The 16,345-nt window shown below is 37.6% G+C and carries 11 protein-coding genes; 7 read left to right on the top strand and 4 right to left on the bottom strand.

Translation table 11 applies throughout. From position 1 onward, the window contains the following. The first annotated feature begins 88 nt into the window (after positions 1-88). The gene (locus AC27IF_RS06665) at positions 89-859 is read left to right on the top strand and encodes a response regulator transcription factor (RefSeq protein ID WP_487053087.1); all 771 of its coding nucleotides are present in this window, start codon (positions 89-91) and stop codon (positions 857-859) included. 33 nt (positions 860-892) lie between these two features. On the opposite strand, the gene AC27IF_RS06660 is transcribed toward AC27IF_RS06665, so the two are convergent. Further along, on the bottom strand, positions 893-1,492 hold the full coding sequence (locus tag AC27IF_RS06660) for a hypothetical protein (RefSeq protein WP_487053085.1): 600 nt from the start codon (positions 1,490-1,492) through the stop codon (positions 893-895). Between the two features lie 279 nt (positions 1,493-1,771). Here AC27IF_RS06660 and AC27IF_RS06655 point away from each other — a divergent pair, with 279 nt between their 5' ends. Then, complete coding sequence (locus AC27IF_RS06655) at positions 1,772-2,509, top strand: 1-acylglycerol-3-phosphate O-acyltransferase (protein WP_487053083.1); 738 nt, start codon at positions 1,772-1,774, stop codon at positions 2,507-2,509. 5 nt (positions 2,510-2,514) lie between these two features. Continuing rightward, complete coding sequence (gene rraB / locus AC27IF_RS06650; protein WP_487053082.1) at positions 2,515-2,865, top strand: ribonuclease E inhibitor RraB; 351 nt, start codon at positions 2,515-2,517, stop codon at positions 2,863-2,865. Between the two features lie 256 nt (positions 2,866-3,121). Here rraB and AC27IF_RS06645 read toward each other — a convergent pair whose 3' ends face one another. Continuing rightward, entirely contained in the window at positions 3,122-6,235 is a 3,114-nt protein-coding gene (locus AC27IF_RS06645; RefSeq protein ID WP_487053081.1) for an efflux RND transporter permease subunit, read from the bottom strand. Continuing rightward, positions 6,235-7,410, bottom strand: a complete 1,176-nt coding sequence (locus AC27IF_RS06640; protein ID WP_487053080.1) for an efflux RND transporter periplasmic adaptor subunit — start codon at positions 7,408-7,410, stop codon at positions 6,235-6,237. Before AC27IF_RS06640 ends, AC27IF_RS06645 begins: the two co-directional genes overlap by 1 nt. A 183-nt stretch (positions 7,411-7,593) precedes the next feature. Between AC27IF_RS06640 and AC27IF_RS06635 the strand changes: the two genes are divergently transcribed. Then, a complete protein-coding gene (locus AC27IF_RS06635; protein WP_487053078.1) occupies positions 7,594-8,205 on the top strand; it encodes a TetR/AcrR family transcriptional regulator in 612 nt (203 codons plus the stop codon). A gap of 18 nt (positions 8,206-8,223) precedes the next feature. Here the strand turns inward: AC27IF_RS06635 and AC27IF_RS06630 are convergent, their stop codons facing one another. Beyond that, positions 8,224-9,249: a LacI family DNA-binding transcriptional regulator gene (locus AC27IF_RS06630; RefSeq protein WP_487053076.1), complete on the bottom strand. Its 1,026-nt coding sequence runs from the start codon at positions 9,247-9,249 to the stop codon at positions 8,224-8,226. Positions 9,250-9,537: 288 nt separating this feature from the next. Here AC27IF_RS06630 and pgi point away from each other — a divergent pair, with 288 nt between their 5' ends. The 3 genes from pgi (at position 9,538) to AC27IF_RS06615 (ending at position 16,042) form a co-directional block, all read left to right on the top strand. Continuing rightward, positions 9,538-11,178, top strand: coding sequence for a glucose-6-phosphate isomerase (gene pgi, locus AC27IF_RS06625; protein WP_487053332.1), 1,641 nt, complete (start codon positions 9,538-9,540; stop codon positions 11,176-11,178). Positions 11,179-11,738: 560 nt separating this feature from the next. After that, positions 11,739-14,399, top strand: coding sequence for a TonB-dependent receptor (locus AC27IF_RS06620; protein ID WP_487053075.1), 2,661 nt, complete (start codon positions 11,739-11,741; stop codon positions 14,397-14,399). Between the two features lie 89 nt (positions 14,400-14,488). Continuing rightward, positions 14,489-16,042: a tryptophan halogenase family protein gene (locus tag AC27IF_RS06615; RefSeq protein ID WP_487053074.1), complete on the top strand. Its 1,554-nt coding sequence runs from the start codon at positions 14,489-14,491 to the stop codon at positions 16,040-16,042. The last annotated feature ends 303 nt before the right edge of the window (positions 16,043-16,345 follow it).

The raw sequence follows: 16,345 nt of genomic DNA, 5'->3' as shown, positions 1-16,345 counted from the left end.
TAACAAGAGTTTACAACTAAGTTTGTAACTCTGTTTTACACTTTCCTTATCAAGAAAACTTATTCACTTGAAGGTAAGGAGAGTTGTGATGACAAATGATTTAATAACTGAGAACAGTGAGCATTCACATAACAAGTTAGCAGCAAGTAATACTCTTGGGAATAACCAAAGTAAACGGATTGTATTAATCGAAAATGATCAACTGCTATCAAATACCTTGCAACAGCACATGCAAGCTCGTGGCTATGAAGTTGAACAAAAACTTCGCGACAGTAAATTTGAACAAGGTTTGCCAAGCATGACCGCTGACATGGTTATTTTGGATATTGGATTTAGTGATTTAACTCACTTATCTGTCATTGAAAAGATCCGTAATCACTTTAAGGGGCCATTAGTCTTATTAACTTCGCGAGATAGTGAACAAGAACAAGTGACAGCCTTTAACTTAGGTGTTGATGAATACTTAGTGAAACCTATTTCGGCGAATATTTTCACCGTCAGAATAGAGGCATTATTTCGACGCTATGTAAAAAACCAAGTCATTGATGAAAGTAGTCAAATTAGTGCTGGCGATTTAACTTTGTACCCTTTTTCATATAAATGTAAATTAGGGGACCATTCAATTGCTTTAACGCAATTTGAGTTTAAATTGTTATGTTTATTGGCTGAAAATACAGGAAAGATAATGAGTAGAGATTATATCTACCGTACCCTGTTAGGTCGTGAATATAATGGTAGTGAAAGAACGGTGGATGTTCGCGTTTCTCAGTTACGAGAAAAGCTTACGGTATCACCTGAGCAACAGACTCGTATTGAAACAATATGGGGACAAGGTTATATGCTTAATGTTGCAGAATAAATATCCATCGTACTGAATTATGAGTTGGTATCACTAGAAGGAATAGGTGGTGCCAACTAATGCCATATGATTATTAGTATACGACGTTGTGTTATGGCTATCATACTCAACGGGTGAAAGAATAATCCCTCCAGAAAAATTCCATGTAGAATTTACGGAATAACTACCCACTAAACCGTAACTATAAATTAATTCTGAATCATTAATAATATTAAAACTATCTGAAATACGGGGTTGGTAAGAGTTAACTTGAACATCAGTTAATTGCTCAATACTTGCTGTTAAAGACAAGTTAAAAGCATTCTGTTGATGAAGGGTAACGGCTCCTGAAAAGTAATATTTTCTCCAGCTCGATGTTTGCTCTGATTGTATTAACCCTGTCTCAAATGACACTATACCTGCCGCGTAATTCCCTTGAATTTGTGACTGTTGCTCAATAGCATCTACTGTGTAATTGTTTGCTTTTGTTAAGTCGTGATAAGTCAGTAACTGAGAAAGTTGAGAGTGGTTGATAGTGAAGGTGCTTGCTATTGGAGAGCTTGCATTAATCAGTTTCTTTTGTTCTTCGGCATAACTAAGTTTCGCTAATGAAAGAAACCAAATAAGCACTGTGATAAAAGCCAAATTTTTCATGTCATTCCCTGTCGTTAAACCACTATTTTGATCTTATCTTTGAAGAATTTAAATGATTAACGATATTTTTATTGTCGAGTATGTGAATCAGAAAACTCAATATGTCGCTTAATTAACTATAGTCAAAAACTGTGGAAAGTAAGGTAAATTTTTTATAAAAAAGACAATATTTTCTGATGAAAAACTAAGTGATTGATTTTGTTGTACAGAAGAAAAAGTGGAGCAGTAAAACTACCAATAGTATATACTCGCCACTTGAAAATTTTATAGGATTTTATCTTGTTAACTCTTTTACGATTCGCATTAATGTTAGTCGCATTTGTCATTGTCGCTTTATTGTCTTGTTTATACTCATTGTTAAGGCCATTTCATCGTAATAACGTTCATTATACTGCGAAGTATTTAGGAAAAATAACGAAAATAATTGGCTTAGATGTAGAGGTGAGAATACCTGAGTCGATTAAAGAGATAGGCGCAGTAGTGTATGTAGCTAATCATCAAAATAACTATGATCTACTAACAATGGCAAACGCGGTACAGCCGGGTACGGTGACAGTTGGCAAGAAAAGCTTAAAGTGGATACCACTGTTTGGACAAATGTATTGGCTAACGGGTAATATTCTTATTGATAGAAAAAATACCAGTAAAGCTATGGACACCATGAGCTTAACCGCTAAAAAAATAACAGAAAGTAAGCTTTCTGTGTGGATGTTTCCAGAAGGAACACGTAGCCGTGGGCGAGGGTTATTGCCTTTTAAAACGGGGGCTTTTCGTACAGCCGCACATGCAGGCGTTCCAATAGTACCAATTTGTAGTAGCAATCAGCATCAAACGATTGACTTTTCTCGTTGGGATAACGGAAAAATAATTATAGAGTTCTTAGAGCCTATATATATTGATAGCAGTAGCCGTGAGAATATTAGAAAATCTGCTGATCAGACACATAGTTTAATGAAGACAAAAATTAACGAATTAGATGATGAAATTGCTAATAATTTAGCGAGTAAAGAAGGATAATTGTCATGAATAATGATGAGTTACAACATTGGTTTGAACATACCGAAACACTAGTTACAGAATTACTTGAAGATGGTACTAATGATGAGGTTTATCATACTATCGAGCATCACTTTGCTAGTGAAGACTTTGAACTACTTGAAAAAGCTGCCATCACCGCGTTCAAATTAGGCCTTGAAATTGAGGAGCCTGAAGAAGCAGAGCTAGAAAGTGGTGAAAAAGTTTTTGCTTTTGATATTGTAACTGAGCAAATGTTGAATATAAAAACCTTAAAAGCTGAAACACAAACTATGTTTGAGTTAGCAAAGCAGTGTAAAGTAGACTATGATGGATGGGGAACATACTTTGAAGAATAATTAAGCACTCTTTAAAGTAAGAACAGAAGTAAATTTTCAAAAAGGATTAATATACCATGGAATGGCTAAGTAATTTTTTCACACAAGAACCTCTTTCAATAGCAATACCTGTGATTGTTATTATCAGTATTTTTATCTATGCCGCTCGACGTGCTCACTTTAAGCACATCGAGCGAATCAAAAAGATTGACGAGACCTACAACCCCAAAGCATCTTTTCAGCGTAGGTAACTCATAAGGAAATACTCTAAAAACTATTATCCTTGCACTTGGGCTTCATGCTCATTTAACTCAAAAGCACGTTTTTGACTAAACCATGAAAACGCTGCGGGTACAAAGAAAAAGGATAATAACGTGGTTAACACCGTGCCGCCTGCTATTGCAATTGCAAATGGCGGCCAAAAACCTCCCCCCGCTAAAATTAAGGGTAAAAAGCCACCTACAGTCGTTATTGTGGTTGACGTTATATGCCTAGTACAACTTTGAACGCCTTGAATTATTGCATTAGTGTCACCTGTGATAGCAAGAGGGTCACTTTTTAATTCTGCAATAATTACAATAGCAGCATTAATCGCTAACCCCATGAGACCTAATAAAGCAATGATAACGGTGAAGCCAAACGGGTAATCAAATAAATAGACACTTAGCAAACCTAAACCAACCGATTGCATGGCCGAGAAAAAGATAATACCGCCAAGCCTGAACGAGTTAAAAGAAAGCACTACGACAGTGATTAGCAGTGCGAAAATAATACCAACACTTGCCAGTAGTTGCCCTACGGCAGAATCACGTTGGGATGACTCCCCTCCGATTTCAAGACGATAACCAGCAGGAAGTTGATAATTTTGTGAAGCGAGATTTTCTTTTACCCGTGTTAACACCACACTAGGTAATACACCGGCACGAATGTAGCCTTCAACAACGTTAATTCTAGAGCCATTTCGATGGGGGATAGCGCCACGGCTTGGCTTAAGTGAAAAATCAGCAAGGGCAGTCAATGGAATGATCTGTTCATTACTGTTTGGGCTAAGCAAATTGATGTTGGCCAAATCAGTAACGTTTGCTCTATGTTCATTGGCAATTCTTACTCTAACGGGTATCGACTCAGTAGCTTCAATGATTGAGCCACTGACTTGACCACTTAATGTTCCTTGTAACTGCTCAGCGATATCAACTAGCGAAAGCCCTACTAAGGCCGCAGCTTCTTCGTCCGCTTTTACCCATACTTTAGGTGTTCCCGGTTGTAAAGTTACTCGTGTATGAGTGATATCGGTAGTTTGAGACATCACTTTACGAAGATCATCGCCAATCAGTTTTAAGGTATCTAAATTAGGTCCAAAAATACGTAATTCAACCGGAGCATTAAACGGAGGGCCTTGCTCTAATTTACGGACTAATATTTGCGCTTGTGGCACAAGTACATCTAAATCGGATTGTAATGAGGAAATAAGTTTATTGGCGGCTTTAAAGTCTGTTGCTGTGATCATGGCCTGCCCATAATTTTGCCAACCATCTTTAGTCGGCACTAAATTATAATAAAAAGAAGGGGCATTTTTACCTAAAAACCATCTTACTTTCTCTATACCTTGCTGTTGATAAAGGAAAGAGCTGATTTCTTGGCTAACCTTTTGTACATTCAAAATACTACTTTGCGCTGGGAGAAATAATTCTATTTGAAACATATCTCTATCTGAAGGTGGAAAGAACTGTTCGCTTAATTGCTTTGATAAAACAAAGCCCATTAGCGGAATACAAAAAACCAATAAGACAGTGGACTTTTTATAGTGTAAAGCCCATTTCAAGCATCGTACAAACAGGGCATTAAGTTTTGGTAGGTGAATTCCCACTTGTAGCCAACTCTTTTTAACCTGCTCTTGACTAGTATTTACAGAGCCCTTAGGAATAAAGCGGCCAGCTAAGCCAGCAACGATGGTGTGAGAAATGATATATGAACCAATTAATGAGAAAATAACACTATAGGCAATGCCACTAACAAACTCTCCAGATGCTCCAGGCATCAAAATAAGCGGCATAAAGGCGAGAATAGTAGTGATGGTTGAGCCAAGTAACGGCAGCCATAAATGCTTGACGGCATAGCCAACAGAGTCCAGCCTTCTCATACCTTGCTGTCGCTTAGTCTGAATTGTATCTGTCATAACGATGGCGTTATCCACCATAATCCCTAAAGCTACCACTAAACCAGTGACCGACATCTGGTGAATGGGAATACCGTAAAAGTTCATTACTGAGAGAGTGAATAGTACTGTCAGTGGTAATGAAGCTGCAACGATTGCAGCCGAACGCCAACCTAAGGTTATAAAAAGCACAACGGAAATTAGCACAAAGCCAAGAGCAATATTATTGATTAAATCTTTTAAGCGTTTTTCAGTATATTTATTCTGATCAAAAAGTACTTCAAGCTTAATATTTTTAGGTAGTTGTTGGCGGTATTTTTCCAATACTTGAGTAATGTTATTACTCCAAATATCAATACGTAAATTAGGTAACATACGAGCAGCAACCACCACAGCCGGTTTATCATTAACTATAGCCATCTCTTGTGCCGGCCAAGCAAGGCTTTTGCTAACCTTGGCAATATCCCCTAAGCGTAGAATAGCGCCTGATTGGTTTTCACGTACGGGAATATTCTCAATTCGTGTGACCGTATCAAAAGCACCAACAAGCTCAACTTGCATTTGGTTGTTATTATTGACTAATTGACCAGCTGAAACTTTAGCGTCAGAGCGTTGAATTTTTTGGGCAATTATCTGGCTAGATAATTTTAATTTAGCGTTTAATCCTTGATCGATTTCAACTAATACTTCCTCATTACCTTGGCCAAAAATGTTGACTATATCTGTACCGGTAACCGTGCGTAATTCGTTTTGTAAATCATTAGCATAGCGCCCTAAACTGGTAATGTCGCTTTCTCCACTTCCTTGCCAATTTAACGCAATTAGCTGTGTAAACGCATAACTTCTATCATCTTCTAAGGTGGGCGCTAAAGTATTCGCTGGCAGTTGTGAGCTAACATCATCAATTAAATCTCTGACTCTAGACCAAATAGGTGTTGAATTAGTTACTTCATCCAATAGCTCTAGCTTGACCGCCGATATACCCGGTTTGGAGACTGAGGTGATATTCTTTATTTCTGGAATTTTCCGTAACTTTTGTTCAATCTTTTCAGTAATAAGTACTTCTATTCTTTCTGCGCTTGCACCTGGTAGGCGAGTTAATACACTAGCATGTCGGTTTTCCATGCGTGGGTCTTCCATTCTTGGCATGGTAGAAATAGCACCTAAACCAGAAACGAATAACAACACTATTGCTAGCGACATTAACCGACCATTTTTAACGAATGAACGGATCATTATTGAATACCTGTAGTCGTTAGTTGAGCAGCTTGATGAGTGGATTGAATCTCTTGACCACCGACGTAACGATGAACTCCTTGAGATATTATTTTATGAGGCTCAATAGCAAGTCCGGTTACATAAACAGAATGTTCATTGGCATGTTCAACCTTTACCATTGCCGTTTGTAAAATATAATTGTTCTGATTTTGAGCTACTGGAGAAGCGATAAATACTTGCCATTGCCCTCTAACGCCATCAGTAATTGATTCTAGTGGCAGCCAAAAACCAGATTTTTGTATCACATCTTCAATGGCCACTCGCACTAACTGGCCATTAAAACGTTCGCTTTTATTTAATGTTGTTGCTAACTTCAGTCGTAACTGCACGGTACGATTAATCGCATCGATTTGTTGACCAATAGAGATCAACTGTGCAGTTTGCGGCGAATTTAATTGATTGGCGATGGAAACAGTAAACGTTTGATCTAATGCTAATGTACTGGCTAATTTAGCTGGTACACCGACACTAATTTCATTATTACCTTGTTCGATTAAACGAAAAATAGGAACGGAAGAAGCGATCACCTCCCCAGTAGAAATAAGACGTTTAGTGATAACACCATCAAAAGGCGCTATTAAATTTGCTTTGGCTTTTTGATAATCCAAAGAGTTGATTTGTGCTTTTATGCCATTAATTTGTGCGTTGAGTATTTGGTTCTCAGCATTTAGTTCATCTAAGCTTTGTTTTGAGCTGTAACCATCAGAAATTAATGTTGAGATTCTTGTTAAGTTAGCTCTATTTAAATTGATTTGCGCAGTGAGCTGTTTGATTTGAGCTTGTAATTCAGATGTTTTATAGCTTAATAACTGAGTGTCTTGAATTGCGAGTACTTGACCTTTTTGAACAATGTCTCCATCGTCAACGATCAACTCTTTTACTTTACCTGAGTATTCAAAACTCAAACTAGTATGCTGCTTTGCTTTTATTTGCCCGAGATAATTACGAGTAATTACATAACCTTGTTCAGGGGTAATGGTAGTAAGCGTTGCACTTTGGTGAAATGGCTTTTGCGTTTCAGCTTGTTTTTTAGAGCACCCTGAAGTTGTTATTAATACTAAGCTAGCAAAGGCTAATAAGTGAAGTTTGGTAATCGAAGTAAGAGAAAACGTTATATTAGAAAATAAATTCATTTTACTATGCCTAAAGTATAAGCCTAATAAGGCGATTGACAAAAAGAAACAAAGTTGAACAAAAACAGACTAGACTGTACAGTCTATTTAATTGTAGTGTAAATAGATTAAACTGGACTGTCTAGTGTAGTTTGGTAAAATAATGCTAGATATAAATGCAAAACTTGAAGTAATGAGAGCTAAATGGTTAATAAAAGAAGTAAAAATATAACAAAACGACAACAAATTTTAGACTCTGCAATCAATTTGTTTACCGAGCAAGGCTATGCAGCCACCAGCATGGACTTAATCGCTAAAAATGCGGATGTGTCAAAGCAAACCGTTTATAGCCATTTTGGGAATAAAGATGAGTTATTCTCTGCATCCATAGCTCAAGAATGTGAATCTTTGCATATTATTGATTTGTCTATTGATGATCTTGATGACCCTAAACGAATCTTACTTGAGTTGGCCCAACGTTTTACTGAAATCATCACTTCTAAACACGCTTGCGCGGTACATAAAATATGTGCTTTTGAGTCAAGTGCATACCCGCAAGTATCGGATATTTTTTATCAATCCGGACCATTAAAAGTGACAAATGAAGTGACACAGTTAATGGAAAACTTACACAAGAAAGGCATCTTGAACATTGAAAATCCGAGACACGCAGCCGTACAGTTTTTAACTATGATGAAAGGTGAGTTATGGATGCAACTTGAATTTAACGCAAAGGACAGAATTTCAGCTGAAGATGTACAAGCCTATTTAAAAGCGAGTGTTGAATTCTTCGTTCGTGGTTATACAGATCAATAGTAACCCATAAAAGAGTTGTTAAATTTTACCTGTAGAATCGCGAGAGACTAATTGTGGTACATATTGACTGGTTTCAATATTATTGTCTTGCTTGCGTATTTGGCTTATTAACAAGCTAGCGGCATTTTTTGCAATTTCTTTGTTAGGCTGGTTAGCTGTGGTGAGCTTTGGCCAAGTTTGGCGAGAGAAAGGACTGTTCTCAAAGCCGGCAATAGATAACTGCTCAGGAATATTGAAGTTCATTAACCGAGCGGCAAATAAAGCACCGGCAGCAATTTCATCGTTACATGAAAAAATGGCGGTAGGTCGATCATCTTCGTCATTGTCTAAAGACATCAATTGCTTAGCGCCTTCAACCCCTGACTCGAATGAGTACTCTCCTTCAATTAATAAGTTTTTATTGAATTCAATATCATTATTTTTCAATGCTCTACGGTAGCCTTTATAACGCTCAATGGTTGACATATGCTCTGCATCACCGGCAATAAAAGCTATTTTATTATGCCCTAAGTCAATGAGGTGCTGAGTGATTGTTTGTGCTGCGTCTCTATCATTAACCATAACGCATGGACTTAATTCATCGGGAGCGGTATCACCAGACATAATACGAACAACTTTAATATCTAGCGCGGTAATACGTTTTACAAACTCAGGGTTTTCAGAAAAAGGCGGGGTTAATACTAAGCCTGCAACACGTGCTTGCTTAATGGTGTTAATAATATCTTCGGTAATATTTTCTTGTTGAGAGTTACATGGGTTGATTAATAACTCAAAACCTTGTTGTCGACAAGCAGATAAAATACCTTCTTGCATATCGATTACATAATAAGCATTGGGGTTGTCGTAAACATAAGCAATTGTATATGATTTTGTTCCTGCTAAATTTCGAGCTGCTAAGTTGGGTTGGTAGTTTAGCTCTTTAACTGCTGCTTGCACCTTTTCACGAGTAAGTTGACGCACAGACGGCTCATTATTCATCACACGTGATACTGTTTTTATCGAAACACCAGAAAGTTTGGCGACATCATTAATTGTTGCTTTCATCTATCCCTTTAGCCTTTTAGCTATTTTTTCATATTGTACTGAGTCTACGTGCAATAGAGTAGTGCTTCTTTCCCTGTGCGGCAATAACTATTGTTATTTTTATCTACTTAGCACCTTAATGAGCGTGGAAACTATAACCGAGATAAATATTGAATTGACAGCGCTGTCATAGTTTATTAGGGTAGCACAAGTTTTAGCGTTTTCATAATAAGGTCATTTAGTTTCATTATTATCATAAAGCGATAAATAGATTAATTACTTTGCCTAAAAATAGGAATCAATATGTCAGTGTCAACGCGTCAAAACTTAGCGAGTTGGAAAAAGCTTGAGCAACTCGCTCAAGATAAAAAGTCTCAGCACATGAATACTTTGTTCGCTCAAGATAGTGAACGTTTTCAAAAATTCTCTATTGAACTTCCCAATATGTTGCTTGATTATTCGAAGAATTTAATTGATAGCGAAACACTTGAGAGTCTTTTGGCGTTAGCTGAGGAAACAGAAGTTTGTCAGTGGCGTGAAAAGATGTTTTCCGGTGAGAAAATAAATAAAACTGAAGACAGAGCTGTACTACATACAGCATTACGTAGACAAAGTAATGAGCCATTAATTGTCGATAATGAAAATGTTACTGAGCATGTGCAAAATCAATTAGCTAAAATGGAAATTTTTGTCGATAAAGTACGACAAGGTCATTGGCTTGGATATTCAGGAAAGCGTATTACGGATATCGTAAATATTGGCGTAGGGGGCTCTAATTTGGGGCCTCAAATGGTGACAGAAGCACTAAAGCATTATAGCGATGGTAGTGTAAATGTTCATTATGTATCCAATGTAGATGGCGCTCAAATTGCTGAAGTATTACGTCCGCTTGAGCCAGAAAAAGTACTGTTTATTGTTTCCAGTAAAACTTTTACCACCACAGAAACTATGACCAATGCCCGCACTGCAATGCAATGGTTAACAAGCGCTTCATTTGATGAAAAATCGGTGTCGAAACACTTTGTGGCGGTCACTGCCAATAAAGATAATGCAATGAGCCTTGGTATCGAAGCGGATAATATCTTTGATATGTGGGATTGGGTTGGCGGTCGTTTCTCTCTGTGGTCTGCAATAGGTTTGGCAATTGCGCTCGACTTAGGCTTTGATAAATTCAAAGAACTATTAAGTGGTGCTAATGAAATGGATCAACATTTCGTTAATGCGCCATTACAAGAAAATATGCCGGTTATTATGGCATTAATCAGTGTTTGGAATACCACCTTCTTAGGCTCTCAGTCACAAGCTATTTTGCCTTATGATCAAACACTGCACATGTTAACAGCATACTTACAGCAAGCTGAGATGGAAAGTAATGGTAAGTCGGTTACTTGGGATGGTTATGAGGTTGATTATGCTACGGTACCATCAATTTGGGGAGAATTAGGTATAAATGGTCAGCATGCCTTTTATCAATATTTACATCAAAGCAATAATGTTGTACCAGCTGACTTCATTGGCTCAGTAGAAAGTGTGACACCAGTTAAAGGGCATCATGAGACTTTAATGGCGAATTTCTTTGCCCAAACACAAGCGTTAATGGCAGGAGTGAATGAAAAACAGGTTAGGGCTGATTTAAAAGCGAAGGGGAGAACGGATGATTATATAAATAAGGTTGCTCCGCATAAAGTTCACAAAGGTAATAGACCAACAAATACCATCTTATTAAAACGTATCGATCCAAAAGCGTTAGGTAGTTTGATTGCTGCTTATGAACACAAAATATTTGTACAAGGGATTATTCTGCAGATCTGTTCTTTTGATCAGTGGGGCGTTGAACTTGGCAAAGGATTAGCTGCAGAAATACAAGCAGAATTAGAGGGAGATAAAGTCTCTTCACATCATGATTGTTCAACGGCAAGCTTGATGGCCTTTTATCAAAAATCTAAATAAAGAATCGTTCACGAGTAAATAGCCAGTTCGTTCGGGCACTTTTTTATTGAAGTGCTCGAATAAAAGCCAAAACTCTCACACTCCAAACCCTCAGTTTTGTGACACCAATTTCAATTCCAATACGTTTATCCACGTTCAGCAAGAGTTAAAAGTTTTAGAAGTAGGCATTGTTTGTAGATAGCAATTCTTTACTGTTTTCTTCAGCTAGAAATCTTTGCTCGAATCTATTTTAACATTGTTCATATTTGTAAAAACACCATGATAAATTCGCGATTACTTGTAATTTTGCGCAGAATATCATTGAAATCAACTGAATTTTTCAATATTTTGTATGTTTTTAATTTATTGATAATAAAGGCTTTTTGTTTTAATTAAGATCGAATGTGCAATTTTTTGTCAATTTAAGCTAGCCAAATGTACAAATAAGCGTTATGGTTGACTTACTGATATGACAGCGTTGTCATTAAATTATGACAGCGCTGTCCTTGAGGAAGAATAAAATATTATTAGTGTATAAAAATACATTTTCAAAAAAAACAAACGTGTGTAAGGGAAAGTCGATGTCATCAAAAACATTTAAGAAAGGTGCTTTAGCGAGTTCAATCGCTTTAATCCTAGCCGGTGGTACTGCACCAATGGTTATGGCTGCCGAAGAATCAACCGCAGAAAAAGACATGGAAGTTATTCAAGTAACTGGTATTCGTGGCTCTTTAAAAGAAAACATTAATGCCAAACGATTTGCAGATACCGTCGTTGATGTTATCACTGCTGAAGATATGGGCAAGTTCCCAGATAAGAACGTTGCCGACTCTTTATCTCGCATTACGGGTGTTTCGGTTAGCCGTGAATTTGGTGAAGGTGAAAAAATCAGTATTCGTGGCGCAGGTCCGAAATACAACCGTACTCTTTTAAATGGACAAACCGTTGGTACTGCTGATTGGTTTATTTTGGATGAAGCATCACGTAGTTTTAACTACACTTTATTGCCATCTGTTATTGTTAAATCGTTAGAAGTACACAAATCACCAACAGCTAGTATTGATGAAGGCTCTATTGGTGGTACGGTAATACTCAAAACACGCCGTCCATTAGATATGGATGCCAATACCGTGAGCTTAGGTTTGGAAGCTGCTTATTCTGATGCATCAGAAGAAACAGACCCTTCAGCTAATGCCATGTACTCATGGAAAAATGAAAATGAATCATTCGGTATTATGGTTTCAGCAGTTAAGCAAGATCGTACGGTAGAACGTAAAGGTTTTGAAGTACTTAGCTGGAATGAAGTTGATGATAATTTAGTACCAGGTAATATTGGTGTGCCACTATTTAAACAAGATCGTGAAAGAACAACTTTCTTCACTACCTTACAAGCAGCTCCTAGCGATAACTTATTAATTACCTTTAACGCCATGACATCTGAAATGGACGCTAATAATGAAAATGCTAACTTATTGCATTTCTCTGATTCAGCCACTGACATTGCTAATGTAACTAAAGTTGGCTCTGACGGTGCTGTTCTTGCCACATCAAACCCGGCAGGAAAAATCGGTTATAACTACATTAACCGTATCTCAAGCACAGAAACTTCACAGTTTCATTTAGATATTGATTATGATGCTGAGCTTTTCACTTTAAACTTTGAAATTGGTACTACCTCAGCTGAAGGTGGTACTTATCGCGAAACTTCATGGGAATATATCGATACCGATGCTGGTTATTCTTACGACTTAACCGGTAAACCAACAGTCGAGTTTGGTGTTGACCCAAGTGACGGCGCTAATTTTGCGGCCGGTTGGATATGGGGTGGTGAAAAACCAACTACGGATGATGAAGACTTTGCTCAATTAGATTTTGATATCCCAGTTGAAATGGGTATGTTTACAGCGATTAAAACAGGTGTTAAATACCGTGACGCAAAACGTACTCAAGATCACAATGTTTACAGCTGGCATGCACCATTTACCGATGGTGGAGGCGCAGATTGGGACGTATATTTACAACACATTTTTGACACGTGTCCAACCTTAGCAACTTGTGGTTTAGATGATAAAGGTGCAGTAAGTGTTGATGTTGCCGCCAATGGTAATATTACCGACCAAGTTGCGCAAAACCGCGCAGTAATGGAAGATATTGCTTTTAATGGCTTAGGCGGAATCGATGCTAGTTATGCAATCAGCCAAAATCTAGCTAATATTTGGGATGTAGAAGAGAAAAACCTTTCAGCCTATATTCAAGGTGATTTTGAAGGTGAAAACTTCACAGGTAATGTAGGTATTCGCTACGTATCAACCGATCAAACCTCTTCTGGTTATGAATTCTCTACAGACAGCTGGGGCTTCAATACTATTAATGGCGAATGGCTACACCCAGAAACATTAGCATGGGTGAGTGTTGATAATGATTACACTGAAATTTTACCAAGTTTTAACTTAACTTATAATGTTTCAGATGATCAACTGGTTCGTTTTGCTGCAGCTCGAGTAATGGCTCGTCAAAACTGGGCAGATATTTCTTCTTCTGAGTCGTTCGGTAGTTTAAATGTTGAAGATCCTAAAGGTACACGTGGTAATCCTTATTTAGAACCAACAATTGCTAATCAATTCGATATTGCTTATGAATGGTACTATGCGGATTCGTCTCTATTAGCCGCGACGTTATTCTACAAAGATATTGATTCACTTAGAGCATCTACTGTAGTGACAGAGCCTCGTTTCAATGAGTCAACAGGTGAAATGGTTGATGTTGATTTTACGCAGCCAACTAATGGCCCTGGTGGCACAATCTCTGGTTTAGAATTAGGTTTGCAACATGACTTCGGTGGTTTTGGTGTTTCTGCTAACTATACATTCACTGATTCTAGTGCCGATTCTGAACGTGACCTAACTCAACCAGGCTCAGGCTTGATTGATGGTACTTCTGAGCATATGGCTAACTTGATGGCTTATTATGAAAACGATGTTTTCGGTGCGCGTATCATGTATAACTACCGTAGTGAGTGGTACACAGGATTACACTTTAATGGTGATGAATTATGGACTGATTCATATGGTCAAATTGATGCAAGTGCGTCATATAACTTAACTGAAAGTGTTTCATTGACGTTAGAAGCGATTAACTTAACTGACGAAGAAGTCGTGCAATACAATACAGAAAAAGATCGTGTAATGTCTATTTACGCTAATGGTCTTCGCCTTGTTGCCGGTATTCGTGTTAATTTCTAATTAACGCTTGCAAGAGATATAAAAAGTCGAGCCTAGGTTCGACTTTTTTATTTTAGGCTTCATCGCTTTTCTTATTGAGGTGTACATTAATGAATAGCCAAATTAACAACATTGTCATTCTGGGTGGTGGAACCGCTGGTTGGTTAACAGCATGTATTTTAGCTAAACAGCTAAATTGCGCTAACAGTAATCAAGTCAGTATCACTTTGGTTGAGTCTGCAGATATCCCAACGATTGGCGTTGGTGAGGGAACAGTGCCAACCATGAGGAATACATTACAGTTAATTGGTGTTAGTGAAAGTGACTTTATTCGTGAATGTGATGCAACATTTAAACAATCAATTAAGTTTGTTGATTGGTTACACGCGCCGACTGAAAAATCTTCACATAGCTATCATCACTTGTTTAATTACCCCCATACTCCAGGTTTTGATCTAACACCTTATTGGTTGTTAGGTGATCGAGTGGATAATTTTGCTGATAGCATTAGCGTACAAGGTCGGGCTTGTTTGAATAAGCTAGCCCCTAAGAAGATCACGCATAAAGAATACCAAGCACCACTTGAATATGCATACCATTTAGATGCAACAAAGTTTGCAAGTTTTCTTCGTAAACATGGCACAGAAAAGCTAGGCATCAATCATATCTTTGCAACGATTAAAGAGGTAGAGCGTTGTAATGAAGGAAACATAGATACCTTGGTTACTACTGATGATAGGCGCATATCATCAGATTTTTTTGTTGATTGCTCAGGCTTTGCTTCTAAATTATTAGGAGAAACCCTCGAAGTCGATTTTATTGATAAAGGGCAGCAATTATTAGTGGATACCGCTATTGCAATACAAGTACCTTATGCTGATATGGAACAAGAAATTTCTCCATATACTATTGCTACGGCCCAAGAAGCTGGCTGGATTTGGGATATAGGATTAAGCGCACGTCGTGGGCTTGGTTATGTTTACTCATCCAAACATACTAGCCATGAGCAAGCCGAACAAGTATTAAGAGATTATGCTGGCAGTGAAAGTAAAAATATAGCTACAAGACGTATACCTATGAGAATAGGTTTTAGAGAAAAATTTTGGCATAAAAACTGTGTTGCGATTGGTTTGTCTGCAGGTTTTGTCGAGCCTTTAGAGGCGACTGCTTTGTTACTTGTGGAAGCCACAGCAAAGTTACTTGCCGAAAAATTACCTGCTAATAAGGCTGGAATTGATTATGCTCAACGATCGTTTAACAAGATTACTCATTACGCTTGGGAGAGGGTTATTGATTTTATTAAATTGCACTACTGCTTGAGTAAAAGAACAGATAGTCAGTTTTGGTTAGATAACACCGACCGAAAAACAATACCTGATAGTTTGTTAGATAAACTAGACTTTTGGCAACATACACCGCCATCAGCCTCAGATTTTTTTAGTAAGTATGAAGTCTTTCAATTGGAGAATTATCAGTATGTTCTCTACGGCATGGAATTTAACACACAGCTAGCTAGCTGTGCTGGTAGATTTCCACATCAAGACAAGGCTGAAACAGAAATAGCTAAAGTAAAACTACATGCAGAGCAAGTGAGTACACAATTTGGCTCACATAGAGAGTTAATTGAAAAAATTAAAACGTATGGCATATACCATTCCATCTAAGAAAGTGATCGCTTAGCGAGAATTTAAAGGTTTAGAGGCAAGGCATTGATTGCAAACAATAGTTATTCTATTGTTAAAATCAATAACGCAGCATATAAGCCTTTAAAGCTCGCCCTTCGGGAACGTATGGGCATCATGATAAAGGCACAAAATTTGTTTGATGTAGAATAACTATATCTAAACATATTTTGTTTGTTCTCATATCGCCCATGTCGTTCTAAGTGGTCACTTCTTTAGATGGATTGGTATTAAGTAAAATATAAACGGTTAAATATCATCTATGATGACAATAGAGTAAGAGGA

This window comes from Colwellia sp. KS18-150 (genome assembly GCF_057551365.1).
This window is presented reverse-complemented; position numbering and strand designations above follow the sequence as displayed.